This is a genomic window from Megasphaera stantonii (assembly GCF_025567065.1).
GTDB lineage: Bacteria > Bacillota > Negativicutes > Veillonellales > Megasphaeraceae > Megasphaera > Megasphaera stantonii.
Genome location: NZ_JAOQKD010000008.1, coordinates 72747 through 98872 on the forward strand (window position 1 = coordinate 72747; position 26126 = coordinate 98872).

Annotated in this window: 31 protein-coding genes; 21 read left to right on the forward strand and 10 right to left on the reverse strand. The window is 45.9% G+C overall.

All coding sequences use genetic code 11. The features are described from left to right. The first annotated feature begins 227 nt into the window (after positions 1 to 227). The 4 genes from OCV58_RS06285 (at position 228) to OCV58_RS06300 (ending at position 1963) form a co-directional block, all read left to right on the forward strand. Complete coding sequence (locus OCV58_RS06285; protein ID WP_267312822.1) at positions 228 to 785, forward strand: helix-turn-helix domain-containing protein; 558 nt, start codon at positions 228 to 230, stop codon at positions 783 to 785. Continuing rightward, the gene (locus tag OCV58_RS06290; RefSeq protein WP_154877296.1) at positions 782 to 1198 is read left to right on the forward strand and encodes a hypothetical protein; all 417 of its coding nucleotides are present in this window, start codon (positions 782 to 784) and stop codon (positions 1196 to 1198) included. Before OCV58_RS06285 ends, OCV58_RS06290 begins: the two co-directional genes overlap by 4 nt. 80 nt (positions 1199 to 1278) lie before the next feature. Continuing rightward, positions 1279 to 1572, forward strand: coding sequence for a nucleotidyltransferase family protein (locus OCV58_RS06295; RefSeq protein ID WP_154877297.1), 294 nt, complete (start codon positions 1279 to 1281; stop codon positions 1570 to 1572). Next, the gene (locus tag OCV58_RS06300) at positions 1556 to 1963 is read left to right on the forward strand and encodes an HI0074 family nucleotidyltransferase substrate-binding subunit (protein WP_154877298.1); all 408 of its coding nucleotides are present in this window, start codon (positions 1556 to 1558) and stop codon (positions 1961 to 1963) included. Before OCV58_RS06295 ends, OCV58_RS06300 begins: the two co-directional genes overlap by 17 nt. Positions 1964 to 2222: 259 nt before the next feature. Here OCV58_RS06300 and OCV58_RS06305 read toward each other — a convergent pair whose 3' ends face one another. Beyond that, positions 2223 to 3458: a DNA polymerase Y family protein gene (locus OCV58_RS06305; protein ID WP_154877299.1), complete on the reverse strand. Its 1236-nt coding sequence runs from the start codon at positions 3456 to 3458 to the stop codon at positions 2223 to 2225. Between the two features lie 103 nt (positions 3459 to 3561). Here OCV58_RS06305 and OCV58_RS06310 point away from each other — a divergent pair, with 103 nt between their 5' ends. From OCV58_RS06310 to OCV58_RS06370, 13 genes are all read left to right on the forward strand, one after another. Further along, complete coding sequence (locus tag OCV58_RS06310; RefSeq protein ID WP_154877300.1) at positions 3562 to 3831, forward strand: hypothetical protein; 270 nt, start codon at positions 3562 to 3564, stop codon at positions 3829 to 3831. 671 nt (positions 3832 to 4502) lie between these two features. Continuing rightward, complete coding sequence (locus OCV58_RS06315; protein WP_107195972.1) at positions 4503 to 4916, forward strand: hypothetical protein; 414 nt, start codon at positions 4503 to 4505, stop codon at positions 4914 to 4916. Between the two features lie 208 nt (positions 4917 to 5124). After that, a complete protein-coding gene (locus tag OCV58_RS06320; protein WP_267312823.1) occupies positions 5125 to 6516 on the forward strand; it encodes a PcfJ domain-containing protein in 1392 nt (463 codons plus the stop codon). A gap of 47 nt (positions 6517 to 6563) precedes the next feature. After that, complete coding sequence (locus OCV58_RS06325) at positions 6564 to 6812, forward strand: type II toxin-antitoxin system Phd/YefM family antitoxin (protein ID WP_154877302.1); 249 nt, start codon at positions 6564 to 6566, stop codon at positions 6810 to 6812. Next, positions 6813 to 7079, forward strand: coding sequence for a Txe/YoeB family addiction module toxin (locus OCV58_RS06330; protein WP_107195975.1), 267 nt, complete (start codon positions 6813 to 6815; stop codon positions 7077 to 7079). Positions 7080 to 7306: 227 nt separating this feature from the next. Then, positions 7307 to 7636 carry a single-stranded DNA-binding protein gene (locus OCV58_RS06335; protein WP_154877303.1) on the forward strand — a complete coding sequence of 110 codons (330 nt, stop codon included), beginning with the start codon at positions 7307 to 7309 and terminating at the stop codon, positions 7634 to 7636. Further along, a complete protein-coding gene (locus OCV58_RS06340; RefSeq protein ID WP_154877304.1) occupies positions 7633 to 8145 on the forward strand; it encodes a hypothetical protein in 513 nt (170 codons plus the stop codon). Before OCV58_RS06335 ends, OCV58_RS06340 begins: the two co-directional genes overlap by 4 nt. A 236-nt stretch (positions 8146 to 8381) precedes the next feature. Next, positions 8382 to 9026: a RadC family protein gene (gene radC / locus OCV58_RS06345; RefSeq protein WP_154877305.1), complete on the forward strand. Its 645-nt coding sequence runs from the start codon at positions 8382 to 8384 to the stop codon at positions 9024 to 9026. Positions 9027 to 9114: 88 nt separating this feature from the next. Then, positions 9115 to 9393 (forward strand): type II toxin-antitoxin system RelB/DinJ family antitoxin, encoded by a 279-nt coding sequence (locus tag OCV58_RS06350; RefSeq protein ID WP_107195979.1) that lies wholly within the window; start codon positions 9115 to 9117, stop codon positions 9391 to 9393. Further along, the gene (locus tag OCV58_RS06355) at positions 9386 to 9664 is read left to right on the forward strand and encodes a type II toxin-antitoxin system YafQ family toxin (RefSeq protein ID WP_107195980.1); all 279 of its coding nucleotides are present in this window, start codon (positions 9386 to 9388) and stop codon (positions 9662 to 9664) included. Before OCV58_RS06350 ends, OCV58_RS06355 begins: the two co-directional genes overlap by 8 nt. Before the next feature lie 227 nt (positions 9665 to 9891). Further along, on the forward strand, positions 9892 to 10134 hold the full coding sequence (locus OCV58_RS06360; RefSeq protein WP_154877306.1) for a hypothetical protein: 243 nt from the start codon (positions 9892 to 9894) through the stop codon (positions 10132 to 10134). 17 nt (positions 10135 to 10151) lie between these two features. Continuing rightward, a complete protein-coding gene (locus tag OCV58_RS06365) occupies positions 10152 to 10529 on the forward strand; it encodes a DUF3846 domain-containing protein (RefSeq protein ID WP_154877307.1) in 378 nt (125 codons plus the stop codon). A gap of 52 nt (positions 10530 to 10581) precedes the next feature. After that, on the forward strand, positions 10582 to 11469 hold the full coding sequence (locus OCV58_RS06370) for an Rpn family recombination-promoting nuclease/putative transposase (protein WP_154877308.1): 888 nt from the start codon (positions 10582 to 10584) through the stop codon (positions 11467 to 11469). Between the two features lie 82 nt (positions 11470 to 11551). On the opposite strand, the gene OCV58_RS06375 is transcribed toward OCV58_RS06370, so the two are convergent. The 3 genes from OCV58_RS06375 to OCV58_RS06385 form a co-directional block, all read right to left on the reverse strand. Further along, positions 11552 to 11770, reverse strand: a complete 219-nt coding sequence (locus tag OCV58_RS06375) for a hypothetical protein (protein WP_107195984.1) — start codon at positions 11768 to 11770, stop codon at positions 11552 to 11554. Between the two features lie 13 nt (positions 11771 to 11783). Beyond that, positions 11784 to 12560 carry a hypothetical protein gene (locus OCV58_RS06380; protein WP_107195985.1) on the reverse strand — a complete coding sequence of 259 codons (777 nt, stop codon included), beginning with the start codon at positions 12558 to 12560 and terminating at the stop codon, positions 11784 to 11786. Between the two features lie 100 nt (positions 12561 to 12660). After that, the gene (locus tag OCV58_RS06385; protein WP_154877309.1) at positions 12661 to 14805 is read right to left on the reverse strand and encodes a DNA topoisomerase 3; all 2145 of its coding nucleotides are present in this window, start codon (positions 14803 to 14805) and stop codon (positions 12661 to 12663) included. A 103-nt stretch (positions 14806 to 14908) separates the two neighbouring features. On the opposite strand from OCV58_RS06385, the gene OCV58_RS06390 reads away from it, so the two are divergent. Genes OCV58_RS06390 through OCV58_RS06405 form a run of 4 tightly spaced genes read left to right on the forward strand, consistent with a single transcriptional unit; the run spans position 14909 to position 16731 of the window. Next, the gene (locus OCV58_RS06390) at positions 14909 to 15283 is read left to right on the forward strand and encodes a helix-turn-helix domain-containing protein (RefSeq protein ID WP_107195987.1); all 375 of its coding nucleotides are present in this window, start codon (positions 14909 to 14911) and stop codon (positions 15281 to 15283) included. A gap of 14 nt (positions 15284 to 15297) precedes the next feature. Continuing rightward, positions 15298 to 16002, forward strand: coding sequence for a division plane positioning ATPase MipZ (locus OCV58_RS06395; RefSeq protein ID WP_154877310.1), 705 nt, complete (start codon positions 15298 to 15300; stop codon positions 16000 to 16002). Between the two features lies 1 nt (position 16003). Continuing rightward, positions 16004 to 16243 (forward strand): hypothetical protein, encoded by a 240-nt coding sequence (locus tag OCV58_RS06400; protein ID WP_107195989.1) that lies wholly within the window; start codon positions 16004 to 16006, stop codon positions 16241 to 16243. A gap of 17 nt (positions 16244 to 16260) precedes the next feature. After that, positions 16261 to 16731, forward strand: a complete 471-nt coding sequence (locus OCV58_RS06405) for a hypothetical protein (RefSeq protein ID WP_107195990.1) — start codon at positions 16261 to 16263, stop codon at positions 16729 to 16731. Positions 16732 to 16769: 38 nt separating this feature from the next. Here the strand turns inward: OCV58_RS06405 and OCV58_RS06410 are convergent, their stop codons facing one another. From OCV58_RS06410 to OCV58_RS06435, 6 genes are all read right to left on the reverse strand, one after another. Then, a complete protein-coding gene (locus OCV58_RS06410; protein WP_154877311.1) occupies positions 16770 to 17546 on the reverse strand; it encodes a hypothetical protein in 777 nt (258 codons plus the stop codon). 11 nt (positions 17547 to 17557) lie between these two features. Further along, positions 17558 to 18073, reverse strand: a complete 516-nt coding sequence (locus OCV58_RS06415) for a S26 family signal peptidase (protein ID WP_154877312.1) — start codon at positions 18071 to 18073, stop codon at positions 17558 to 17560. Next, positions 18054 to 19757 (reverse strand): transglycosylase SLT domain-containing protein, encoded by a 1704-nt coding sequence (locus tag OCV58_RS06420; RefSeq protein WP_154877313.1) that lies wholly within the window; start codon positions 19755 to 19757, stop codon positions 18054 to 18056. Before OCV58_RS06420 ends, OCV58_RS06415 begins: the two co-directional genes overlap by 20 nt. Positions 19758 to 19866: 109 nt before the next feature. Continuing rightward, entirely contained in the window at positions 19867 to 21012 is a 1146-nt protein-coding gene (gene trbL / locus OCV58_RS06425) for a P-type conjugative transfer protein TrbL (RefSeq protein WP_154877314.1), read from the reverse strand. A 12-nt stretch (positions 21013 to 21024) separates the two neighbouring features. Next, positions 21025 to 21825 carry a hypothetical protein gene (locus OCV58_RS06430; RefSeq protein ID WP_107195995.1) on the reverse strand — a complete coding sequence of 267 codons (801 nt, stop codon included), beginning with the start codon at positions 21823 to 21825 and terminating at the stop codon, positions 21025 to 21027. Positions 21826 to 22067: 242 nt separating this feature from the next. Next, positions 22068 to 26126, reverse strand: a 4059-nt coding sequence (locus tag OCV58_RS06435; protein WP_154877315.1) for an S-layer homology domain-containing protein, incomplete at its 5' end; no start/stop codon positions are given.

Genomic DNA, 26126 nt, shown 5'->3' on the forward strand with positions numbered 1-26126 from the left:
TACGCAAGAAAGGGTGGGAGATTATATGAAATTTACGAGAGATATGTTACATGCCGCATGCCGGCAGGTATCGATGCAGCAGCTTCCGGATGATATTTTTACAGCCATGTGTGAGATTGCGTATCATCAAATCACAACGGCAAAATGGACGCATGGGCAGCCTAAGGCTGTCTTTATCCGGGATGGATTTCCGTGTATACGGTATGCCGACGGTATGTGGTGGCACTATGATTTGGCTAAAGAAAGATGGTTTTGACGAGGAAATAATTATGTCTGTAACATTTGGAGAACGGATCAAAAGGCTGCGAAAGGCATATGAGTTGACGCAGAAAGACGTAGATACGTTTTTAGTCAACCGGTCAAGGACTGCATTGACATATTGGGAATCCGGGCAGGGGGTACCGGGGGCTAAAAATTTATCCAGTCTGGCTGATTTTTTTGGAGTTACGACGGATTGGTTGTTGGGAAGGTCCTATGTTGCATATACTGAGGACTCAGTGGTTTTAGCAGAGTATAGCGCGTGGCGCCGAATTGAAGAATATACGCGCGTACATCAAGAATTTGCTGCTCTTGATTTGTATGAGCTATATATAACTAATTATATGGATATCCGCCGCGAATACTCTTTGGCATCGCGCGCAAATATTGCGGTGCTGCTGCAGCTTATTAGTATAACTAATAAAAAAGAAATATTACAGCTGCGAAAAATAGCGTGGTTGGAGCAGTTAAAAGAAATATTCAGGACAAATGAACCTGTGTATGTATTGGAGGAGATTGATAGTTGAAATGGATTACTGTATCTGACCGAACTCATGTGATACGGTCATTTGCTACTGTACAAGCAGCAGAGGTTTATATGTTCAAGCGGTCAGCCTTTCGGCCGAAATTACATCTATACCGGCGCTGGGCTGTTGTTTTCCACAATAACCCGAAAAAAATTGTGTTCAGATCAAAACATGTCAATATAGTGGACGCAGTAAATGCAAGCCTGTCATTTTTTATGGAATGTGCTGGCTTCCCCTGTTGGTATAGAGTAAAAAACATATATTTGAGTTGGAGTGGCATTACAACGGTAACGTTAAAAATTTTAGCTTATCCGCAACATAGCACTGAAAAATTTTGCGAAGAAGAGAAAGAAATGATTTTAAAAGGAGTAACTAAGGATGAGTTGCCGACAGACAGTTTAATTGTTTTGTAAGTGCTTTTGCATACAATATTTTGATATTTCGTAGTATAATAAACTAAATAATAACATATTAATGTTGGAGGCGATTGGTAGTGAGACATAACCTCCCGGAAAGAGTGCTCAGAGACATAACCGCTTTGGCGAGAAAACATGGTATTGGTAAAATTATCCTCTTTGGTTCCCGGGCCAGGGGTACACATACCGAGCGAAGCGATGTTGATATTGCCGTATATGGCGGCGATTTTGATTCGTTCTATTGGGATATAAAAGAACGTGTTCATTCATTGTTGACTTTTGATATCATAGATGGGAATAAAAATATTTCAATGGAATTAAAAAGAGAAATCGAAAAAGATGGAGTGGTGCTGTATGAAAAAACTGGATAATTTTTCTAATTGTTTGGATATATTGCGACATGCGGATTTTGTTCTGGCTGACGGTGATGACATATATCGCACGGGTGTTGTAGGCCAATTTAATCTGACGTTTGAACTTGCCTGGAAAGCACTGCAAGAAGTGATGAAACTGCATGGCGTGTCAGGAGCAGAGAGTGGATCGCCCAGAGAGATTTTGCAACTTGCCTATAAGATTGGTTTTTTAAATGATTCTGCAGTATGGTTATTGATGCTGAAAAAACGCAATATAGCCGTTCATATGTACAATGAAGATGAAATTGACGAAATGATCCTGTTGATTCGAGATAGCTTTATTCCGGCTTTTTCGGCATTGCAAAAGACTTTGCAGGAAAAATTGGATAAGGTGGAATGCGATTGGTAATCTAATTTCCCTATTTCAAATTTATTTTTGCAAATCCAAAATAAGGGAATAAGATACCCTTGATGTACTGCCTGTTTCATGATAGAATGAAGACAGTACATGGGGTATCATAAAGGGTGGTAAACCATTACAATTTAGCGTATGTAGCTGCAACTACATGCGCTCTTTTTCTATAGGGAATAAAAATGTAACAATCCCTCTGCGGTTTACATGCTGCGGAGGGATTATTGTTTTATAAAGTGTTGGTAATTATACATTGTTATATGTACAGCATACCTGGCAAAATCACTTCATCGCGGCCGTCGTCAGGCATTTTTAAATCTCCCATAAGACAAGCCGGCATAATGGCATGTTTGCCAAAACGTCGTCGGATTGCTTCGACGGTTGCCTCTGCTTTTTCTTGTTTATCGACTTTTTTAAAATCTGTGAATAAATCCAGTTGCTGCGGCGTCGTATCCGGTATCAGGTTGATGGCCCGGATCGTGACGGCGCGGATCGGTGCGACCCAAGGATATTTTTCGATAAGCAGCTTTTTCCCTGCCTGGGCAAGGTATTTTGGGCTTTGCGTGGGAAAGGACAGCTGCGCCTGATATTGCCTGGTCAGCAGAGATTTTTCCCGAAGGGAAATTTGCACGCCTGTTGCCATGACGTGCTGCAAGCGAAGCTTATGGCCAACGTCTTGTGCCAAAGCCAGCATGACCTTCCAGACGGCTTCGTCCGTGTGCAGATCGCCAGTACAGGTGATGCCGCGGCCAATAGATTTTATTGGCACTATATGATCTTTGTGCTTTACCCTGGCATTATCTATCCCGTTTGCAAACTCCCATAGCTTAATGCCGTTGATGCCCAGTAAATCTTTAAGCATATCTGGGCGGGCATGGGCTAATTGCCCTATTGTAGAGATGCCGGCATAGTTGCGTAATTTATTGGCAGTTGCCGGACCGACATACAGCAAATCCGATACGGGCAGAGGATAGACTATTTTCGGGATAGCATTTGGCGGCAGCTCTGTAATGGCGTCTGGTTTTTTCATATCGCTTCCGAGTTTGGCAAAAATTTTAGTAAAGGATATGCCGATGGAAACCGTAAGGCCCAGTTCGGATTTGATTGCTTGACGGATTTCTTCAGCAATTTCCTTGCCTGAGCCGTAAATCCGGCTATGCGTAACGTCAAGCCAGCACTCATCCAGACCGAAGGGCTCAACGAGATCCGTATATCGTTCATAAATTTGACGGGTTAACTGGCTATATTTCAGATACTCGTCATAGTGAGGCGGGACCATAATAAGGTTAGGACAAAGGCGTTTGGCTTCGACATTTGTCATTGCTGTTTTAACGCCGGCTTCTTTGGCCAACTGTGACTTTGCCAGGATAATGCCGTGCCTGGTTTCCGTGGCGCCGCAGACGGCGACGGGTTTATGTTTTAGCTCTGGATGTTGCATGATTTCAACAGATGCATAAAAACTATTTAGATCGGCATGCAGAATAGTTTTCATAGTATACCTCGAAATCTTTACAAATTGGAACAGATGTTCTATACTGTTATTATAAGTATAAAACATCTGTTTGGGTTAGTAAAGAGTGGAAGAAGGGATATAAATGACAAAATCTGCAAAGGTCTATGTCCAAGTAGCTGTGGATATGGATGCGAATGGAAAGATGATGCCGCGGGAGATCGCGTGGGAGGATGGCTCAAAGTTTGCCATTGACAGAGTTTTAGGCGTAGTTCCGGCAGCAGCTCAAAAAGCAGGCGGACAAGGAGATCGGTATACAATACGCATAAAAGGCCGAATTACGTCGCTATTTTTTGAAAGGAGCACTAATTTATCCGGGCCAGTGATTGGTCGTTGGTTTGTGGAAAGGAAATAATTTATATATCAATCTCAAAAAGGTCTTTTATGATATTTTGTAGAAGTATTATAAGAGATTCTCATCGTTGAGCAACTGATTCTTGAAAGGTTGGTATTAATATGAAAAATATCTGCGCATTTGTAATGTTTTTACTTATTTTTTTTTAATTCTTTTTTTATTACGCAACAAGTAGGTGCTGCCGATGTTTGGGCATATGCTACTGGTAACTTAACTGATAAGTATGAGGCCTATGTTGTAACAGAATCTATTCGCTGGAATAAATCATATACGGCTATGACTTGTGCAGTTAAATGTATGCGTGATGGACAATTAGAAAAAATTGTATTTTGGACATTTGATAGGTATTCGGGTGATTGGAGATACAGAACTAGTGAAATGAGAAAAGGCATTACAGGATTAGTTTCTACTAGTAGTTGGGCAGAGAATGTTTTTAACGTATGCTTACACCATTGAAGTGAGACACAAGTATAGGGAGCTGTCATATCGGCAGCTCTTTTTTTATGTAAAAGCCCTAATACCCAGGCCTAAACTGCGTGCTTTCGCAGCGAAAGTATGGCACAGCAACAGCGGGAAAACAAGGGTAAATGGTACGGCTCTGCCGCCCTTGCTTTCCCGCTGCCGCTGTACCGGATCAATGGCAGCGAAAGCAATGCAAAGGAGGCTTAGCTATGGGACTTGTAAAACAAGATTTATCGACAGTACAGGCGATGGAAACCGCGTTTTCGATGCAGTTAGAGTTTATCAATGTAATTAATAATCTTATTGCATATGATAAAGACCATGCAGAAACGCCGGAGAAGACAAAGTATTTACAGGCGTTTTGCGATACACAAGAGCGAGCGTTAGATGAAGCCTTGCGGCTGTTAGACAAGCACAGGGAGGCTTTGTTAGCGGATGAAGCGTCTCGGAAACAGGAAGAAGAACAGAAGCGCAAAGCGGAGCAAGCGAAAATCAAGGCGGAAAATAAGAAGAAAGCTGAAACCAAAGCCATTGCACAAGATTTGAAGAAAGCGAAAGAAGATGCAGACAGCCTGTTTGCCGATGTAGATATGGACGGTGATTCAGATGAGAAAAATTGCTGAATGTTGCATCGGCGCACGGGTGCCAGACTATCAGCGATACGGGACGCCGACAGTATTTGTCGCTGAAAAAGCGAGTGGATATAGCGGTATCTATTATGCGTACTGCGATATATGCGGCGGTATGTTTAAATTTAATAGATGGTATCACAGAACATCGCTTATTTGCCCGTGTTGTGGCAGGAAGCATACGGGCATAGGACGTGAAATCATGTTCACGACCGATGACAGAAGTATTTTGCCGTATCGACTATACATGACGGTCATTGAGTTTAAAGATAAAATAGAAGTACGGCTTACATATGATGGCATGCGCTTTGATTGTGAAAAAGAAAAAATCGAATGGTATAAGAATGTCAAAGAAGTGTTTGCGTTTAATATCAAGGACGAAAGAGCAGATTGGAAACAAATCGTTGAGGGTCTTGTTGTTGGCGAAACGGCGATAGGATATTACACCGATGTGAAAGAAATGTGGCAGAAAACCGCATTGTCTTTCTTTCACTACCGCCGCATTATAAAAAGCGGAAATCTGACTATATTACTGCGAAAATTACGTGCTTGCATAAATCAGCATATGGTCAACAAAGGGTACAGCAGAAAAGCGTTTTATTTACAAGGAAATGAATCATGTCGGCTGTATGGAAGCATCTTGGCTATTGCCAGAAAAGTGCGGTTCTGGGATGCACCAGTGATGCCATATAATGGGATAGGGAGATTGTCTTTTAAAGAATGGAAAGAATATCGGTTAAAAGAACAGCATTTGCCTGAGAACTGGGAAATCCATGTGGAGAAGATAATGAAAAAGGAAGGGATGTCATATCAGCAAGCTGTATTACAGGTTTTGGGATTGCCCAATACGTCGTTTGTTCGCCGTAATCTCACTTATGAAAACATATTTGCGTTTATGCATGCCTATTCCCTTCCTACTCTTGCTATGGCAAATGAGGCCAGCAAAACTTTTATTTCCATGGAACCCCCTGTGGATAGAAGAAATATATACTGGAATATAGATACATATAAACAAAAAGTCATGCAGATATGTAAGTTTATCCGTACCTTTTATGCACAGTACATGTCGGTCATGACATGGAAACATATAGCAGGTAAGATTGATTTGTATATAGATACCTTGCGGTTATGGGAGTGTGCAGATAAAATTACAAAAAGAGAGTTTTGCAAAGCAGATGTGCCGCTGTCTCATTTGCATGATTGGCTTTCCGTTGCCGTAGCGAGACAGGATGACCGGGAAGTTATATTTGGTATATCGGAAAAGCTGAAACAATCTTTGCGGAAGAATATTAACGGCTATAATTTTAAGTGCATTGAACGAAAGTCAGAACTAAAAAAAGCGGCCATAGAATTAAAAAACTGTTCTGCCGGATATGCCCGGAGAATCGGCAGTCATGTGCAGATTGTCGTGGTCGTAAATAAAGAAGGAAAGTTAACTGCTATGTTGGAAGTGAGAGAACATACTATCTGCCAAGCCAAATTATTCGCAAATGATGAAGTATACAAAAATGTAGCTGTAAATAAAGCATGTATTGCATATGCTCGAAGTGCGGGATTAACATGCAATACGTGCGACATTGAAGCTATGGATTGACAGAATAAAATATGTACGTTATTATGTACATATAAGGAGTGATAAATATGTTACATACCAATGCTACTTCTTTCAGAAAAAATTTATTTTCCTTACTGGAAAATGCGGTTAAATATAATGAATGCATCAATATCAATACAAAGATAGGCAATGCCGTTGTTATTAGTGAAGACGAATATAATAGTATGGTGGAAACGTTAAAGATTCTTTCGAATCCAGCAATGAAAGAAAAGGTGATGAAGGGCAAAGATACGCCATTGTCTGAATGTATGGACGAAAGCGAGGTACAATGGTAGGTGTACACGATTAAGTATACAAAAGCGGCGGTCAAAGATATTCCTAAATTAAAGGCGGCTCATCTGGACAGCAAAGCCAAACTACTAATTGACTTAATTCGAGAAAACCCGTATCAAACCCCGCCTTCTTACGAAAAACTGATAGGAAATTTGCAAGGATTATTTTCACGAAGAATTAATTTGCAACACCGCTTGGTGTATGAAGTTTATGAGAATGAGAAAGTAATTAAAATTATTAGCATGTGGACACATTATGAACGGATTTAAAGATGATTGCCATATAGGCGGCTTTTTACAGGCCGCCTTTTTTGACTCGAAAACAGTCCTAATACATAGACACAAATAAAGCGCCTTCGCGATTGGATCATAATACATCCAGCGGCAAGTGCAAGGATAAACTGTACGGCAAAGCCGTCCTTGCACTTGCCGCTGGATGTATTTTTCTTTGGTCCAACGAAGGCAATGCCTGGGTATATATTAAAGGAGCTGATAGTATGAATCATATTGAAGTTTTGGGGAATCTAACTAAAGAAGTCGATGTACGCATTACGGCAAAACAAAAGACCATGGCGATGTTTACGATTGCCGAAAACTATTATGATTTTTTTTCAAAGGAAAGAAAAACGCAGTACTTCAGAATAGTGGCGTACGGGAAAAAGGCGGAGATTATTGCTGACCATTTCGGGAAAGGTAGCCGAATCAATGTAAAAGGCAACATGGAGCATGTAAAGTTTACTGGCGATGACGGCAAGGATAAGTCATACTGGCGTATTTTGTTAAATGATTTTGATTTTTGTGAAAAGAAAGGAAAGGGACAGGAATGACGGAAAAAGAACAAATCCTGCAAAGTATCATTGAGTTTTACGAAGATACATTACCTGTATATGATAAAATAGCGGAAATTATCAAAATATTTGATGGCAAAGTCTGTAATAAAAAATTTTTTGAGGCTATAGGCTCGATAAACGCATATACGAGGAAAAATCGAAAAATCTTCATACAATATGATAAGACAACCTATGCTATTGTCGTTGCTGAAAGCATATATCTTCATCATGCTAAATACTTAAGTTCATCCGCCGACCCTGAGAAGGATAACTTGCTGATACGAAAGGAAAAATCATTTCGGATTGTCAGCGATGGGTGGATTCAAATGATACAGAAACGTAAAAATAATTTGCAGGAGGAAATTGAAAGGCTGAAATATGATTTGCTAAACGTAGAAGAAAAAACTCAAAAAGTACGGCAAATGAGAGCGGAAATTGAAAGAATGATTTACGGCTTGTCGGATACGACAAGGTCTATTTACTGGGAAGACCTCATGAGGGACTAACCATATTCGGCACGAAATATGCTTTTTAAGCACGTTTCGTGCCGAATCAGTATAAAACAGCCCTAATACATAGAATTAATTTGCAGGCCTTCCATTGGCAGGGTAACGCCGCTCTTCCTGCTGGGCAAGGCTAAATATACGGCGTTGCCGGCCTTGCCCAGCAGAAAAAGCGGCGTTTAGAAAAAAGCGCGAAGGCACATGCCAGAACATAAATCCATGAAGGGAGAAGATGGCCAATGAAAGTACGGGAAAGAATGGCGCTGTATGGAGCGGAAACGTTAAGCAATAGGGAACTTCTTTCTGTATTGTTAGGCGGAGTCAATACTAATCAAGTGGCGCAAAATGTAATGGACAGCTTGCCGCATAAAAATATATACGATTTGAGTGAACTGGATGTACTGGATTTGAACAAGATTGACGGTATTGGCAAGCGCAATGCCGAAATATTATACGCCGCCGTAGAACTGGGAAGGAGACTGCACAAGGAACGGGTAAAATTACATGCCCCGGACTTTAGTACGCCCCGTGCAGTAGCAGATTATGTCATGGAAGACATGCGGTGTTTGACACAAGAAGAATTTAGAGCAGCCCTGCTGACTTGTAAAAATCAACTGATTACGGTCAAGACACTGACTAAGGGGACAATTAATGCGAGTTTAGCAAAGTCCCGCGAAGTATTTAAAATGGCCTTACAGTACAATGCCGCTGCGGTTATCTTAGTACACAATCACCCGAGTGGCGATCCGGCGCCTAGCCGTGACGATATTAACGTAACGCAAAAAATTTTCCAAGCTGGCCAAGTCATGGAAATACCTGTTTTAGATCATATTATTATTGGTGACGGTACCTTTACAAGTTTATGTGAGTTAGGATACATATAATATATAAAGCTATAATACGTCTATAGTACATATTTTATATGTACTATAGACGTATTATATGATATAATATCCACAAGAGGTGATATATATGGCAACTGTAAGTGCAACAATTAAAATTGATGAATCCTTAAAAAAAGACTCCCAAAAACTGTTTGCTGCCATGGGTCTTACGTTATCTTCTGCTATAACAATTTTCTTATCGCAGGCTGTTCGGGAACAGGGATTACCGTTTAAACCTACCTTGCGGACTAATTCACATCCATTGTCAGATGAGTTATTGAGCATTATAAAAGAAGCGCATGAGGGGATAAATATGTCAAACTCATTTGATACTGTAGATGAGCTGATGAGGGATTTGGATGCTTAAGCTTAGATACCACACGAAATTTAAGAAGGATTATAAAAGGGCTATAAAGAGGGGATTAAATAAGGATTTACTGATGGAGGTCATTACCAAGTTACAGAACGAAGAACCCCTGCCTGCGAAGAATCATGACCATGAGCTGATTCATTATATGGGTAAGGATTCTGTTAGAGAATGTCATATACAGCCAGATTGGCTGTTGATTTATGCGATTCAAAAAGATGAATTAATTCTTGATTTATTGCGAACTGGAAGCCATAGTGATGTATTCTGAAGATGCTCCATGCATAGTCATGGAGCACTTTTTTTTGTGAAAAAATCGCCCAAACAGTCATAATAAAAAGACATAAATAAAGTGCCTTCGCGGCTAGATCATAATACATTCTTCCGCCGATACAAGGATAAACGGTGCGGCTGCGCCGTCCTTGCATCGGCGGAAGAATGTATTTTTTTTATGCCACCGAAGGCAATGCCTTAGAATATGACAAGGAGATGGTCTCTATGAAACGTATTTATGATTACACAAACAATAACGGCTATGAGGTTGCGGCGTTGCTTCACTCCATAGATTTAGAACGGAAGGAACTGCGGCAGGCTATGCGAAAACGGCGGCATAAAAAAATGATAGAAAGAATCAGAAGACAGGACAAGAATATATTAAAAGCTATCCTGCTCATCAATGGTGGATTTTTATTGTACTGTATTGCAAAGGTGACGTATAAAGCTTTAACGATGGGATTGTAGCGATTGGGGGCATATGTATGGGAAAAATTAAAGTAGTTATCAAAAAAGTTGGTAGGAATCCAAGGGTCACGATTATAGAAGATGATTTGAAGACGTCCCAGCGGATTGTAAAGGGGAGAATTGAAATCGTACCCGTCGCCAATGGCATTGACATGATTGTCAATGAAGAAGGCAAAATGAACGGAAATAAGCCGAATTTCTATTTCACGCAAAACGGCTATACCGATTTAATTTTTGGCGACGTGTTATTTACAGGAGTTGATTATGAGGAAGGGACGCAGATAAGCCTTACTGACGGGCAGATACAATATGTATTGGATTGGCTTAATACCTGCCGAAAGCCAAAAGGGGACGAACAAGGAGAAGAATTTATACGGTACTATATAGATATATGATGGTCTTTGGTAGAGAAAGCATGGTACAATACATATAGGGAGGTAAGATGACATGAAGTTAAACCGGCTGAACGACGTATTCTTTAAATATTTATTGGGCGACGTGAAACGAAAGACGCTTACTCTCAGCTTTATCAACAGTATTTTGAATCGAACCGAAGATAATGTATTTACGGATTTAGATTTTCTGGATAAAGAATTAACCCCGATTGAGCAGGATGGAAAAGTTTCTGTTCTGGATATACGGGCAAGGATGAATGACGGCACGCAGGTTAATATTGAAGTGCAGGTATGCAAAGACCCGGATATGGCGAGACGTTCGTTGTATTACTGGTCAAAAATGTACAGTGGAGAACTGCATGAAGGCGAGCCATATAATAAACTTATGCAGGCGATTTCCATTAACCTGATGGATTTCAATGCGTTTCCTGAATATACGTCCTGCCATCATTCCTATCATATTTGCAATGACGAGACGAATGACCGGCTATTGGATGACTTGGAAATGCATTTTATCGAATTGGAGAAAATCCGCATTGGCGATATACGGAACCTGAAGAAATCGGAACAGTGGATTGCCTATTTTTCTAACCAATGTAGCGATGAGGAACGGGAGGTGTTGGCGATGAGCGAACCGGCTATTAAAGAAGCGATGAAAAGCGAGATGTATTTTACACAAGACGAAAAATTGCGCAGAAAGTATGAAATACAGGAAAAAGCCCGTCGGGATTACATTTCCATGATGGAGAATATCAGGATTGCACAGGAAGAAGCTCGAATCGCCCAAGAAAAACTCCGTAAAGAACAAGAAAAAGCTCGAATTGCGCAGGAGGAAATCGTATTAGGATTATTGCGAGAAGGTCTGCCCTATGATATGATTGCACGGATTACAAAATTGTCCATGGAAAAGATACAAGAAATTGCTGAAACGCAAGTATAAAAGAAAAAGGACTCCCGCAAAACTAAGCGGAAGTCCTTTTCTTTGCGCGCAAAACAGCCATAATAAACATGCCATAATACCGCTATGCTTCGGGAACTATTTCGGGATCTTTTGGCAGATTGGCAAGCCAGCATGTTTCACACTGATAGCCGGCTTCAAAGCGGCAGTAGTCTGTCAAGCCAATGTAAGATGGGCAACAGCGCGATTGGGTAATCATCTGCCAGATTTCGGGCATTGCGGTTTTAATTTGCTGTAAATGCTCTATGCGGAGCTTGTAGTCTTCCGGAGTGAGCGTTTCCAATACATAGCACCTCCTATTTTAGTAACACATACAAAGCTATGGTCTGTGCAATCAGTATGCCGGCAATAGCATAGTAATTGGTTGCTTTCGGTGGTTTTAACACCTTGGTTTCAATGAGTTTGCCTAATTTTATCATCAGATTTTGATAGTTGGCAGCGTGCTTTTGGATCATGCCGGTATAGGCTTTTTCGGCCTGTATCGGCATAGCAGCCATCATTTCCGTATACCGTTTATTGGTGTGTTCCAACCAATGAGCCGTCCTGCTCATTTCTGTCATGATTTTTTCGTAAGCCTGCCGGTTGGTTGTCATGGCCTGGGTTTCTGCTGACAGGGTATGCAGCGTTTCGGCGAGGATTGCGTCTGTCTCGTTTAAAGTCGTTGTAAATGCTTGATACGCTGTCAGGCTATCCTGTAAATTTGCACACAGTTTTTCCAGTTGTTGTATAGAGTCCAGTAACTGCGGGCTGTCCCATGGCAATTTTTCAGGTGCAGCCTGATGTTCAGCTTCTCCTATAAGAGGATCTGGAAGCTTTTGTTCCTCTGGCTGCCGTTGTTCCCGGAATATGTCATTGTATAGTGTATCGTCTGGAGTATCTTCCGGAGGGAAAGTGGGGGATGGTGAGCGGATAGGATGAGCCGGCAAGTTTGTAGCGTCCGGTACTGTCTCCGTTTGGCTATCCTCATCTTCAGGTACGTTGGGCAGCATGTCGTTGTCGTGTTGTTTATCGAATGCAGAAACAGCTGGATCTTCGTCTTCCCTGTTTTCTGTGTATCCTGTGGATTCGTTCATGACGGATGTCCTTTCTTTTATTTTATATGCTAATTTATGCCATATCGTGCCTATTTGTGACAGATAGACACGATATGGCATGATTTAATATATTTTTTAGTTATTTAGCTGATTTTTTCTTTTTAGTGAAATCCGGTTTACCGTTAGCATCGTTATATGTGCTATTGCAGACCCTGCATTTCCAAAAATGCCCGTACTTCCCTTTCCAGCGGGACAGAGGGGCATTGTCGTGAGGGCAGAAGGCCAGGACTGGCTCGCCGTCATGGTCTTCGTAAAAGACGGTCTGCTTGGTGACCGGCGATATGCAGTCTTTATTGCTGCATATCCAGAAGTGCATGGTATGCTTGGCGGAATATTTGCGAAGGAGCTGCCCGGTTTTGCAAATGGGGCAGGCAAAGATTTTTTTGCCTGGCGGCGCCGGGTATACCACCGTTTCAGCGTGCGTGACGTTTCGGTTTACCAGGTCGATGACTGTTGTAATATAGGCGTCTCGGGATATCTTGCCGGATGCGATATTTGACAGCTCGTACTCCATGACTGCTGTGGTGTCCGGATAGGTAAGGCTCTGGTCGATCGTATCGATGAGCGCGCAGCCAATAGGCGTCGGGATTAATTCTGTAGATTTTCCCTTTTTGGTGATGTACGGTTCTAATTTATGGCCTTTTCCATTTGTTGCTTCTAACTTGGCAATGATTTGATCGCGGGTTGCCGGTGTGCCGATGCCTTTCACTTCTTTGAGTTTTTCTCGGTTTGGGTTATCCGATGCGATGAACCGCCAGATGTTGGTCATCGCTGCAAGAAGCGTGCCTTCCGTGAACCGTTTCGGAGGCGTTGTCTTTTTTTGCGCGATGGCATAGTCCGCAGTTACTTCATCACCTGGTTTGAGTGTTGGCAGGACAGCATTGTCTTCTGGCTTTTCCTTTTCTCCGTATATTTGCATAAATCCCAATGTAATGGGCAGTGTGCCGGAACCCTTAAACAAGCAGTCGGCAGCTTTTATCGTAAATGAGACCTTTTTGAACCGGTAGGGATCATAAAATTGGTAGCAGTAATATTCGGCGATCAGCTGATAAATTTTAAGTTCTTTGTCATTCAAATCCTGCGGTTCAACGCCTGTCGGTATGATAGCATGGTGAGCCGTGACTTTAGCGTCATTAAAAGCTTTGGAAGTAATGGCTGGATTGGCGGTGATGGCTGCCGGCAAGCCGTAGTTCTGCAGCATGACCAAGATGCGCTGGGCATCATCTTTTTGCGATGATGGGATGTAGTTGCAGTCCGACCGGGGATAGGTAACGTATTTTTTTTCATAAAGGGCTTGGACTGTTGCCAGGGTTTCTCCCGGTGACAGACCCAATTTTTTATTTGCCAGGACCTGCAGCGTGTCGAGCGAATGAGGGAGTGGCGGCTGCTTTGTCCCTTCTTTTTCTTCTACCGTTTCTACCGTTGCATTTGCCTGGCTGACTTTTTCCTTGACTGCTTTTAAGACATGTTCGTCGAGAACACGGTTTTCTTCGTCTATAGGCAAGTCCTCATCTGGTACGAGTTTTGCTTTGAATGGGATATTGTCTTTTGCAAATGTGCCTAGCAGCTCGTAATATGTTTTGCTCTTGAATGCATTGATTTCCCGTTCCCGGCGAACGACAAGAGCCAGTGTTGGGATCTGTACCCGCCCGATTCGCCAGACCGTATCATAACCATATTTTCGTGCATTGGTCGTATAGGCGCGGGTCAGGTTCATGCCGACCAGCCAGTCTGCTTGCTGGCGGGCTAGAGCCGATTCATATAATGGTTTATATTTTTGGTTATCTTCCATGGAAGCGAAGCCCCGCTGCATGCTGACGTCGTCTTTTGCGTTGATTAACAGGCGTTTAACCGGGCCTTTGTAGCCGCAATATATCAGGACCTCATCGACAAGGAGCTGCCCTTCCCGATCGGGGTCGCCGGCGTGGATCACGACGTCCGCTTTTTTGAGATGGGATGCTATAGCAGTCAGCAAGTCTTTTTCATTCGCCATGGGTACGACCGCCCATTTGGGAGGAAATACCTGATATTCTGACCAGGATTTATACGCAGTGTCGTATTCCTCCGGTTCTTTCGGTCGCAAGATGTGGCCGTGGCACCAGCAGACAACCGTGTCGTCCTTTGTAATATCATATTTATTTTTTTGATACGTGCCGTCAGGCCAAATGTGGGCTGCGATAGCCCGCGCAATATCTGGTTTTTCGGCAATATATACTGTGTACATTTTTATAAAACCCCCTTTTCATTGCATGTGTTTTGTGATAAAATATAGCTATAAATATTACAAATAGTGTAAAAACAATATTATATTTAACACAGGTGGAACTATGGATAGTGATAAGAAACGGGAATTGATGCTGACATCAACAGAAACGGAAATCGGCAAGCGGTTTAAAGCGGTTCGGTTAAGTTATGGGGACGACCAGATCACGTTTGCCGAGAAATTAGGAATCAGTCAATCCTATTTATCTGCCATTGAGCGGGGAACCCGGCAGCCATCGGTCCGAGTAATGAAGACCTTAGCGGATATGGGATTTTCCATCGACTGGATTTATAGCGGCAAGTCTTCAGATAATCTGAAGTCATTGAAAAAGCGGCAGGCGGACCTGGCGTTTATAAGAGACAAATTGGATGCCATGACAGATGATGAAGTGAGCTTCATCCGTGGCTGGCTGGAAGCATTTGATAGTACTCATAAATAAGTGAGGGATGGAATATGATACTAACCGTAGCACATCAAAAAGGCGGTACTGGCAAATCCACGCTCGCGACAAATCTTGCGGTCGAGCTGGGCGCGGAGCTGCTGGATTTAGATAAGCAGCATTCAAGCATTATTTTTAACTGCAAGCGGATACGGGAAGGATTGCCGGCGATATCGTGTTATTCTATAGCAGAAAGCCAGTGCCAGTTTGACTATCAGCAACCAGTACCGGAAGCGCATTTGCCGGAATTGTTTGCCTGGTTCAAACAAAAACCGGGACATCTGGTTGTGGATGTGGGCGGTTTTGACAGCCCGCTGAACCGAAAAGCCCTGTTTTTTGCGGACTACATATTGACGCCATGCGCGCCGTCGGCTGTGGAAATCTACGGGCTGCAGATGTTTGAAGAAATTCTTGAAAAAGCAGAGGAAATCGCGGATCTGCATCTTGTCAGTCATGTTGTGATTAATAATGCCGATACGCGGAGCACGAAACGGATAGGGGATATGCAGGCGTATATCCATGGCAAACCTAACCATTTTAAACTGTGTCAGACGATTATTGGCAGCCGGATTGCATTTAAGACAGCGTATGAACAAGGCCGATCGGTGAGTGAACTCCTGGCAGAAAGCAAGAGCGCTAAACTAAAACGGAAATATCAGCGCAGCGCAGAAGAAATCAACTCATTAGTACATGAAATAACATCGGATTGGGAGGGATAATATGTTTGAAGACTTGCCGAAGAGAAAGAAGATTACTGATTTTTTTGCCGATGGCGATCCTGTGCATGGGTCAACGGCCAAGACGGAGCATATGGGGAAAGAAGAGTCCCGGAAACAAAAGTATCGGGTAGTGACCTATTTAAATAAGGAACAGTATGATAAATTTATGTCATATTGTGACAAAGAAGGGATTTCCTCAGCCGAGGCTGTCCGGCTGGCCGTGCGCAGGTTGATTTCTTAGTTAGAGAGGTGGAGAAAATGAAAAAAAGAAGCGTATTAGTGGGATTGCTTGTATTGTGTATGCTGATTCTGGGCGGATGTGGGGAAAAAGAGAAATTCGATAAAGCCCATGCCGAAGTCATGCAGCTCATGAAGCAGGCGGTAGCTGTAAAAGCAGAAAACGTTAAGGTCCGGACGAATAAGGACTTTACGTACAATGCCGAAGACCTGCAGAAGCAGGATGAGGCTATTTCAGCGGCAGAGCAGAAGAATCAAGAAATTATGGATCAAGTTAACGCCAAGCTGAAGGAAATGGAAGAATACGCTGAAAGCGATTCGTCCTTGGCTCCGCAGCTGGAATCTATCAAGACGGCTGTGGAACAGCGGGAAAAGCAGTGGCAGCAGGGAATCGCGGAACGGAAATCCATTGCCAACATGCTGAAACAGGCTGTACCGGCTGGGCCGCCGTCGAATCCCTGGAAGGATGTATCTAAGTTCAAAGATCAATAATAGGCAATCGTCCATGCGCCGTGCATGGACGATTTTTTTTATGTTCCCGTGTCCCGGGTAGACAGGAATCCGAAATTATCTGTCTGGGGCGCATGGTCCTCGTCGTAGTCTGACGGGTTATAGGGATCATACAGATAAAATTGCCCCAGCTTGGTTTCTTCCTGCTGCCGCCTCATGTCTGCGTACTGCGCTTCGTCTGTTTCAATCTGGTTGATAAGTGCGGCGCCGGCGGCACGGGCTTCGTCTGTTTCATGCAGGGATTGGAGCGCTGCCATGGCTGCTGTTTTTTGCCGGGTTCCGACGATGCCGTCCGTATCCGTGGCGGCAATGTCTGCTATGGCTTCTTCCCTCTCCTGGGCCTGCTGTAATGTGCGTTGATACACTGTTAGGGCCTCTTTGTTTGCAAGCTGCTGCTCGTTGAGCAGGCTTTGCTGGTATTCCCGTATATGGGTTGGCTGATAGGTTTCATTAGCCGTGGGGCGTTTTCGCAGGATACTGTCGTCAAGAGACAGGTTTTGCTTAAGGACTAAGCTGGCTCCGGAGAGCTGCGTCTGCATGGCTTGTACGGCTTCGTTCGCTTTTTGATTGAGTTCCGGCAGGCCTGAATACAGGATCAGCATATCCTTGTACTTATCCAGTTGGTTCTGATATTCCTGGGCCCGTTGGGCTGTTTCTTTCACGCTGTCCGCCAGCCTCTTTACGTCAATGACATGGTCGCCTGGACGGAGGATACGCCTCGCATCGGCAGATACCAGGCCGGCTGATAAGGTAATGATGAGGGTTGCGCTGAGCAGGACTGCAAGTTTGCGTTTCATGACATCACTTCCTAAAAATATGAATGGATTGCATCGTAATTGACGAGCAAAATGACTTTCTTTTTTATATTAGCCTGGGGAATTGGCCCGAAATATCTCGAATCCAGTGAAATGACCGGGTCGTTGAGAAATAAGATAGTGCCTTCCGGGACAGCATAACTGCCCGCAGGCTGCGTCGGCAGGTACGGCAGGTGATACACGGGATAGACGCGGCCATTTACGGCCAGGCGGCTGGCTGTCATTTCATAGGTATCGCCTGGAAAGGCAGCCGCTTTTTTTAGCAGTAAATCGCCTTGCTGTATATGGATATCCGGTATCGATGTCGGCGACGCGACGATAGCATAATCGCCGTAGCTTAACTGGCCTGGTACGGCAAGGTAGATGCCGCGGGGCGCCGATGCCGTCCTGTTGGTATAAAAGATAGGGCCAAAAAAGGTATTGGCCGTGAGCATGGCTGCCGCCGCCGCGAGGACGGCAGCCATACAAATTTGGGCTTTAGAAAGGTGTTTAAGTACGTGGTAATTCAATGGGGCCTCCTAAGTGCTGCATAATGGATCGCGGCACTTTCCATGTCAAAAAGATCAATCCGAAAATAGCCAGGCACAACCGGATATATTTAGTAAGTTGTTCAGCTGTGATTGGACTGTGGGATACATAAGTGCCGTCCAGATTGGACTTTACATGGTTAATATAATCCGTAGCCCAGTCCGGAAGAGGACTGCCCGGTGAAATGGCTCCGGGACCGCCGTTGTAAGCCGCCAGGACAAGGTCCCAATCGCCAAACATGTCATAGAGCTGCTTGACGTACTTTGCAGAAGCTTCTAAGTTTTGTTCTGGGTCAAAGGGATCGCTGCAGCCGAGTTCTGCCGCCGTGTCCGGCATGAGCTGTCCTAAGCCTTGGGCGCCGACAGGGCTGACGGCCTGCGGGTTCCAGCTGCTTTCCGTTTGGATAATGGCCTCAAACAGATTTTTCGGGATACCGTACTTATCTGCCTTTTCGTCAGCCATGGCGACGAGATCTGCCGGGCCGATGGTCTGGCCGGTACCGCTGGTTACGCCCTGCGTTGTCGTTGCCTGGAAAATTTCCTGGGGTTGCGCGTCTTTAATGCATGTCACACAAAAGCCAATCATGATAGACAGCAACAGTAGTTTGAGGCCGCAGGAAATCATATGGCCAACGCTGCCTTCGGGCAAGAACTGGGTCATGCGCCAGGCTGCAAATGGGACGGTGACCGTGCAGAGAGAGGCTGAGACGTAAAACTCGATATAGACCATGGTGACGTACAGGGCGAGAAAGATAAACGCGCCCATCACTAAAAACGTAAAGACGTACAAAGTCAGAACAGTAGAAATATTATTGACAAATTCATAGGTCGTGAAGCTTGCCGCTTTGTTGAGGCCCGGCGCTATCATGCGGATGCCGTGCTGCAGGAGAAGCTGGGGCTGCGACATATTGGCCGAGATTTCATCGAGGCCGCCGTTATATGTGCCGGCGACGGATGTAATAAAATTCAAGACGATATTGTCCGTAAACTGCTGCCAGCATAAGAGGATACCCATTAGGCCGGCATATTTCATGATTTTAGTAATAAGCTGCTGGCGGGAAATGACCATACCGCCGATGAGAATAGGCAGCGCCAAGTCAATGATGCAAAGAGCTGCCAGGTAGGCGAAGATGGACTGCTGCAGGTAGGTAAACGCTTTATTGGCAGCCGTGGAAAAATCTTTGATGACTTTGTTAAAGTCGTTGCCGATTTCATACATCCCTTCCACGCCCCAGGGGACGCCTTTATCGTCTTTTCCGTACAGGCCGCCGGAAAAATCCCCGTCGCCGCCGACGTAGCCGTCGAGGCTTACGCCCAACGCCTGCAGATATGGCGTTGGATCTACCATACCGTTATTATAGCCAAAGGGATGATATTCAAAGTGTATATGCGCGCCGCTGGAATAGCCATATGGGCCGTCGTAGGCGCCGCCTACGTAGCCGATGATGTCGCCGGCCTTAACTTCACCGCGGGCGCAGTTTTCCGATTCAAAGGCGCAGTCCCCGAACAGCCATGCATCGCCGTTTTTACTGGTAACTAATACCCAGTACACATAATCGCTGCCGGGAGCCCCTTCGGCATAACCGTCAAAGGGAGCTCGTATGGGCGTTCCTTCGGGGATACCGACGTCGAGGCCATGATGGCTATAGCTACCGCGGTCTTCCATCCAAGGGCCGGTAACGGTTCCGGAGCTGACGGGCGGGTAAGCAAAAGCTGCGGACCAACATATAGTAAATATAAAAAGCAAACCGAGGATACGTTTCACGTACAACACCTCAGTTCTGGTCCTTGTAATCGTTGCGGTTCGACTGCTTATCCTCTTTATATTTGCCCGTTTTCCAGTTTACCCAGTCTTCAGAGCGATACAAGGAATTGTTGGCGCCGCGGAGGATGGATTTGCCGACCATAGAGTTAGCCATGTTTTGCCGGAACAATTCGCGCATATATTCCATACCAACAGACCGGCCTTTGGGCTCGATTTGCGTACCGCCGACCGTGCCGGGAACGACGCCTGCCCGTATCCGGGCTGTATTCAAGGTAGCCCGATGGTTGCCGTAAGCGCTGAAGGCTTTACTGGCAGCGCTGCGGGGCATACCGGCTGCTTGCTGGCTGTACTGCTTTAAGGCAGCCGGCGAAACGTCCAGGGCCGGCGTGCCCTGGATCATCATGGCAGCAAGATTGGGGATTTTCCATGTCAGGAACCCGAGAACAACATAGCCGACGGCCTGTTTTAACATGTCCGCAAAGGTTACGGCATCTTCCGGGATGGCTTCTACAGTACCGGCCATAGACTGGATGAGGCCGATCATAAAGTACATGACCATCAGCTTGACACCAAAGGCAAAGACGGCAGATATGCAGCGCTGACAGAGAAAATTGGTGTATCTGACAGCACCGAAGGGGAGTAGAATAACAGCTAGGCTGGCGAATACGTTAAATTCTATCTTTGTAATGAGAATTTGAACTGCCATGAAGAAAAAACTGACAAGAACAAGGCCGATCGTAATCAGGTACATGAGAGCTTTACCAAAGTTAAACATGCCAACGCTGGACAAGCCGTCCATGAGATTTGAAACTACTTTGAAGCCGTTATCAATGATATTGGAAGGCTGTATAACGGAATCGGTAGGTATATTGGCGGCAGTGAGGCCGGCATATTGGAAAGAGGCCATAATCGCGTAGTTGATTTCGGCCCAGTTCATGATGATAAATAAAAATGCGCCAAGCTTCATAATTTTGCTGACCATTTGGCTCATGCGAAGTTCGCCTTCGTATAAGGTCCAAGTCGTGCACAGGTCAATAATCGCCAATACGCCGACCAAGTATTTGGCATGGGGCTGAAGGTTTAACATGCCCGTCACACTGGCTCGCTCGAAAAAGACGAGAATATCGTTGAATATTGTGGTATTTGAAAAGTCCATTGTGCCACCTCGCTAGAAGAATTTAAGGTTGCCATATGTTTTCCATGGATTGGAAACGGGTGCGTATTCTACAGTGTTACGCTGCATTTCGGCGATAACTTCTTTTTCCGCTTTTCCCTGGGCTTCCTGCATGTCAAGCTGATTTTTCTTTTCCTGGGCTTCCGCTTGCAGTTTTAAAGCTTGCTGCTGCCCCTGCAGCCCTTGAATGGTGATCCGGATCTGTTGGGCACGGGCCTGTAAGGCCGCTATCTGATTCGCTGCCTGCTGGGCCTGCATGGCGCCGGTCGCGTTGGCGCTGTCTTCCATGGCTTGTTCTAGGGCATCGTTGACGTCATCTAATTCCTTCATTAATTGCTGCAAGGATTTGAGTGTCTGTTCGTTGTTATTCATGAGTGTTGCCAGCGTTACGGCCCTGGCGGAACGTGCGGACTGCAAGGTTTGGGGCAGATCGTTGCCGACAATACCAGGGATATGGCTCTGGATATACTGCGTGACATCCACTTGTTCGGCAGCGTCTGCTCTGAGCAGTGTGCCTTCTTCTTTTAGGATACTTGCAATTTTTTCCCGGCCGTTTTCCAATGTCTGCTTATATCCATTGAGAATATGGGAGGGAAGTTTTTCCAGCTCTTTGAGTTGCAGGCTGATTTGTTCCTTTGTATTGGTGACGACTTTTACTGTTTCTTCGTAAGTTTTCAGCTGCTGCAGGATGTTTTGGTCGTCGATAACCGGGATCGCTGCATAGGCAGCTGTGCATATACACATGCTGCCAGCAATAATCCCAATGCGTAAAGCTCGTTTAGACAAGTTTTCCATAGTACAAGCTCCTTTCCTAGACATATAGACCGCCGTTGCGGTACATTTTTAGCCGCTGTGCTCCACAGCCGTTAAAAATATATCGCAATAGTCTTTTTGGAAGACTGTATGGCACAAGAAGTTTAAATGAATATGGAGGAGGCCGCCGCATTTGCAGCGGCCTTTCTTCATATCCAAAGATATTTAATGTATTTAATTGTGCCTATTCAGCATGATTTGATACACATAAGCATGAACCGGCACTATTTGTGCTGGCCTTGAAGCGCTTCCAGCTCCGGTGCGTATTCTTTGAGCATTTGAGGATCTACCTGAGCGCCTTTTTGCAAGGCTTTGTACAGCATTTCTGCGATTTCATAGCGCGTCATGGTCTTGTCACCTTTAAAGGTTCCATCAGGATATCCTTCAATGACCCCATTGCCGGCTAGATGATCCACAGCATCCTTCGCCCAGTGATCCTGCGGTACATCCGGCATTTCCTTGACTTTCGTCATGTCGACCATACCGACCAGTGCATACAGCGCTTGTTTCATCGTCTGTACTTCCTGCGCGAGTTTGGCGTTTTGTTCCTGCATTTCTGCAACTTGTTTTGTCAGCTCTGCGCGGGATTTTCCTGCCGTGCCGGGACCGAATTTAATGCTAAGTCCTGCATTCAGCATGTCTTCGTCGCTTCCAACCGTACCGGCCAGACTAAACATCGTATTTTCGTTCGGCCGATAGTAAGCGCCGATTGCTACGGCGTCAGCGCCGCTGTAATGGCCGTAGCCTGCTGCGAAGTCCCACTTATTGAGCGGGTCGTAATCGAGCGGATGGAGGCCTGCCAATGCGGCTGCACCTGCGCCGACTTTGCTAATGCGGCTGTCAAGAGAGCCAAACCGGCTGCTGAGGCTTTGTCCGCCGATAAAGACATCGTTTGCAGCGTACAGATTATTACCGCTTACGTTACCGTTAGCTACTACGCTGCCGCCGACCATAACGTCTTTGCCTACCGCTACGCTGCCATGATATATGCCGTTTCCGAGGACTTCCTGGCTTCCTGCGACATAATGGTTCCCGCCGACTGCAACATCACTGTGCATAAGTACAGGGCCGGTAACTTCCAAGGTTCCGCCAAGAGAGGTGGAGCCGGATACATTAAGCTTGCCGTCAACGTTTGTGTCATGGACGTATGACGTACCATGAACAATGAGGTCTTTGCCGATAGCTTGGCTGCCCTGGATAGCGGAATCGCCTTTGACAAGCTGATTTCCATCAACTTCGGCATTGCCTTTAACAATAAGGTCTTTGCCAACGGCTATGCTGCCCTGAACGGCAGCGTTGCCTTGAACCAGCTGATCGCCGTCGACTGTCTGGTTGCCTTTGACATATCCATCGCCGTTGACGGTAAGGTTTTTATCAATGACCTGGCTGCCCTGAACATGGCTGTTGCCTGCGACAGTTTGGTTGCCGTCGATGGTCTGGCTTCCAGCGATATGGGAATCGCCGATGATTTCCGAACTGCCATAAATCGTTTCTCCGTTATTCGCAGTGAAGTGGCCGTTTACCGTTTGATTTCCGCCAATAGTAGAATTGCCGGATACCGTTTGGTTGCCGTAAATGTCCGCGTTACCGCTGGTTACCAGATTACCGCCGATTGTAGCGTTTCCGGATGCTTGGAAATCGCCGGTGACGGTCTGATTTCCGTTGATTGTGGAATCTCCATTAATAACTTCACCGCCGTTTACGGTCAGCTGCCCGTCCACGGTCTGGCTGCCGCTGATATGGCTGTTACCCGTGACAGACTGATTGCCGGTTACGTAACTATTGCCAGTAATGGTGCTGTCTCCATTGACAACTTGGTTGCCGTTCATTACGGTGTCGCCGCTGATAGTCGCGCCGCCATTGACTGTCAAGTGTCCATCAACGGCCTGATCCCCATTGACTACCTGATTACCATGAACCGTCTGCCATCCATCAATTTCCTGATTTCCGTTAATGTGGCTGTTGCCGCCTACCGAAAGATCTTTATCAACTGTCTGGCTGCCTTGGATGTGGGAATCTCCGACGACATCCTGATTACCACCAATCGTCTGATTCTGATCGACCGTCTGGCTGCCCTGGATGTGGGAATCACCGACAACATCCTGATTACCGCCGATGGTCTGATTCTGGTCTACGGTCTGGCTGCCCTGGATGTGAGAATCTCCGATGACATCCTGATTGCCGCCGATGGTCTGATTCTGATCGACCGTCTGGCTGCCCTGGATGTGGGAATCACCGACAACATCCTGATTACCGCCGATGGTCTGATTCTGGTCTACGGTCTGGCTGCCCTGGATATGGGAGTCACCGACGACATCCTGGTTACCGCCAACCGTCTGATTCTGGTCTACGGTCTGGTTCCCTTGGATGTGGGAATCTCCGACGACATCCTGATTGCCGCCGATGGTCTGGTTCTGATCGACCGTCTGACTGCCCTGAATGTGGGAATCACCAATAATGTCCTGATTGCCGCCGATGGTCTGGTTCTGATCGACCGTCTGACTGCCTTGGATGTGGGAGTCACCGACAACATCCTGATTGCCGCCGATGGTCTGGTTCTGATCGACCGTCTGACTGCCTTGGATGTGGGAGTCACCGACAACATCCTGATTGCCGCCGATGGTCTGGTTCTGGTCTACGGTCTGGCTGCCCTGAACGTGGGAATCACCGACGACGTCCTGGTTACCGCCGATGGTCTGATTCTGGTCTACGGTCTGGCTGCCCTGGATATGGGAGTCACCGACGACATCCTGGTTACCGCCAACCGTCTGATTCTGGTCTACGGTCTGGTTCCCTTGGATGTGGGAATCACCGACGACATCCTGATTACCGCCAACCGTCTGGTTTTGGTCTACAGTCTGGCTGCCTTGGATGTGAGAATCTCCAACGACGTCCTGGTTGCCGCCGATGGTCTGATTCTGATCGACTGTCTGGCTGCCCTGAACGTGGGAATCACCAACGACATCCTGATTACCGCCGATGGTCTGATTCTGATCGACCGTCTGGCTGCCCTGGATGTGGGAATCACCGACAACATCCTGATTGCCGCCGATGGTCTGGTTCTGGTCTACGGTCTGGCTGCCCTGAACGTGGGAATCACCGACGACGTCCTGGTTACCGCCGATGGTCTGATTCTGGTCTACGGTCTGGCTGCCCTGGATATGGGAGTCACCGACGACATCCTGGTTACCGCCAACCGTCTGATTCTGGTCTACGGTCTGGTTCCCTTGGATGTGGGAATCACCGACGACATCCTGATTACCGCCAACCGTCTGGTTTTGGTCTACAGTCTGGCTGCCTTGGATGTGAGAATCTCCAACGACGTCCTGGTTGCCGCCGATGGTCTGATTCTGATCGACTGTCTGGCTGCCCTGAACGTGGGAATCACCAACGACATCCTGATTACCGCCGATGGTCTGATTCTGATCGACCGTCTGGCTGCCCTGGATGTGGGAATCACCGACAACATCCTGATTACCGCCGATGGTCTGATTCTGGTCTACGGTCTGGCTGCCCTGGATATGGGAGTCTCCGACGACATCCTGATTACCGCCGACCGTCTGGTTCTTATCAACAGTCTGGTTGCCTTGGATATGGGAGTCTCCGACGACATCCTGGTTGCCGCCGACTTCTTGATTTCCTTGAATAGACGAATCACCTTCGACATCTTGATCTCCACCGACCGTCTGGTCTTTATCAATGGTTTGGGAACCCCAAATATGACTATCTCCCATGATATTTTCGTTACCATCGACAGTAGAATTTCCATGCGTGGTAGAATTCCCATTCGTTGTTAAATTCCCGTCAATCGTTTCATTTCCATGGATAGTGGAGTTGCCATTAGTAGTGCTATTTCCTTCTACAGTCAAATTGCCACCAATATCTTGATTACCGTCAACGGTCTGATCGCCGCCGACATGGCTGTCACCTGTAACGTCCTGGCTGCCGCCAACATTTTGATCACCGTCGGTCGTGGTGGAGCCGGTGACATGCTGGTCACCGTTTACCGTGGAGTCGCCCGTAACCGTCTGGTCGCCGGTCACATCCTGGCCGCCAGTAACGGTTTGTCCACCGGTTACCGTTTGCGAGCCGTCGACTGTCTGATTGCCGCCGACATGGCTGTCACCTGTTACATCCTGGCTGCCACCGACGTTCTGGTCACCGTCGGTCGTGGTGGTGCCGGTGACATGCTGGTCGCCGTTAATCGTAGAGTCGCCCGTAACCGTCTGGTCGCCGGTCACATCCTGGCCGCCAGTAACGGTTTGTCCACCGGTTACCGTTTG

What these genes read in the sequence shown, in the direction of transcription:
- OCV58_RS06285 (WP_267312822.1), top strand. Translation starts at nt 228, where the DNA reads ATGATTTGGCTAAAGAAAGATGGTTTTGACGAGGAAATAATTATGTCT.
- OCV58_RS06300 (WP_154877298.1), top strand. Translation starts at nt 1,556, where the DNA reads ATGAAAAAACTGGATAATTTTTCTAATTGTTTGGATATATTGCGACAT.
- OCV58_RS06305 (WP_154877299.1), bottom strand. Translation starts at nt 3,458, where the DNA reads ATGAAAACTATTCTGCATGCCGATCTAAATAGTTTTTATGCATCTGTT.
- OCV58_RS06310 (WP_154877300.1), top strand. Translation starts at nt 3,562, where the DNA reads ATGACAAAATCTGCAAAGGTCTATGTCCAAGTAGCTGTGGATATGGAT.
- OCV58_RS06315 (WP_107195972.1), top strand. Translation starts at nt 4,503, where the DNA reads ATGGGACTTGTAAAACAAGATTTATCGACAGTACAGGCGATGGAAACC.
- OCV58_RS06320 (WP_267312823.1), top strand. Translation starts at nt 5,125, where the DNA reads ATGTTCACGACCGATGACAGAAGTATTTTGCCGTATCGACTATACATG.
- OCV58_RS06325 (WP_154877302.1), top strand. Translation starts at nt 6,564, where the DNA reads ATGTTACATACCAATGCTACTTCTTTCAGAAAAAATTTATTTTCCTTA.
- OCV58_RS06335 (WP_154877303.1), top strand. Translation starts at nt 7,307, where the DNA reads ATGAATCATATTGAAGTTTTGGGGAATCTAACTAAAGAAGTCGATGTA.
- OCV58_RS06340 (WP_154877304.1), top strand. Translation starts at nt 7,633, where the DNA reads ATGACGGAAAAAGAACAAATCCTGCAAAGTATCATTGAGTTTTACGAA.
- radC (WP_154877305.1), top strand. Translation starts at nt 8,382, where the DNA reads ATGAAAGTACGGGAAAGAATGGCGCTGTATGGAGCGGAAACGTTAAGC.
- OCV58_RS06350 (WP_107195979.1), top strand. Translation starts at nt 9,115, where the DNA reads ATGGCAACTGTAAGTGCAACAATTAAAATTGATGAATCCTTAAAAAAA.
- OCV58_RS06355 (WP_107195980.1), top strand. Translation starts at nt 9,386, where the DNA reads ATGCTTAAGCTTAGATACCACACGAAATTTAAGAAGGATTATAAAAGG.
- OCV58_RS06360 (WP_154877306.1), top strand. Translation starts at nt 9,892, where the DNA reads ATGAAACGTATTTATGATTACACAAACAATAACGGCTATGAGGTTGCG.
- OCV58_RS06365 (WP_154877307.1), top strand. Translation starts at nt 10,152, where the DNA reads ATGGGAAAAATTAAAGTAGTTATCAAAAAAGTTGGTAGGAATCCAAGG.
- OCV58_RS06370 (WP_154877308.1), top strand. Translation starts at nt 10,582, where the DNA reads ATGAAGTTAAACCGGCTGAACGACGTATTCTTTAAATATTTATTGGGC.
- OCV58_RS06380 (WP_107195985.1), bottom strand. Translation starts at nt 12,560, where the DNA reads ATGAACGAATCCACAGGATACACAGAAAACAGGGAAGACGAAGATCCA.
- OCV58_RS06385 (WP_154877309.1), bottom strand. Translation starts at nt 14,805, where the DNA reads ATGTACACAGTATATATTGCCGAAAAACCAGATATTGCGCGGGCTATC.
- OCV58_RS06390 (WP_107195987.1), top strand. Translation starts at nt 14,909, where the DNA reads ATGGATAGTGATAAGAAACGGGAATTGATGCTGACATCAACAGAAACG.
- OCV58_RS06395 (WP_154877310.1), top strand. Translation starts at nt 15,298, where the DNA reads ATGATACTAACCGTAGCACATCAAAAAGGCGGTACTGGCAAATCCACG.
- OCV58_RS06400 (WP_107195989.1), top strand. Translation starts at nt 16,004, where the DNA reads ATGTTTGAAGACTTGCCGAAGAGAAAGAAGATTACTGATTTTTTTGCC.
- OCV58_RS06405 (WP_107195990.1), top strand. Translation starts at nt 16,261, where the DNA reads ATGAAAAAAAGAAGCGTATTAGTGGGATTGCTTGTATTGTGTATGCTG.
- OCV58_RS06410 (WP_154877311.1), bottom strand. Translation starts at nt 17,546, where the DNA reads ATGAAACGCAAACTTGCAGTCCTGCTCAGCGCAACCCTCATCATTACC.
- OCV58_RS06420 (WP_154877313.1), bottom strand. Translation starts at nt 19,757, where the DNA reads ATGGAAGACCGCGGTAGCTATAGCCATCATGGCCTCGACGTCGGTATC.
- trbL (WP_154877314.1), bottom strand. Translation starts at nt 21,012, where the DNA reads ATGGACTTTTCAAATACCACAATATTCAACGATATTCTCGTCTTTTTC.
- OCV58_RS06430 (WP_107195995.1), bottom strand. Translation starts at nt 21,825, where the DNA reads ATGGAAAACTTGTCTAAACGAGCTTTACGCATTGGGATTATTGCTGGC.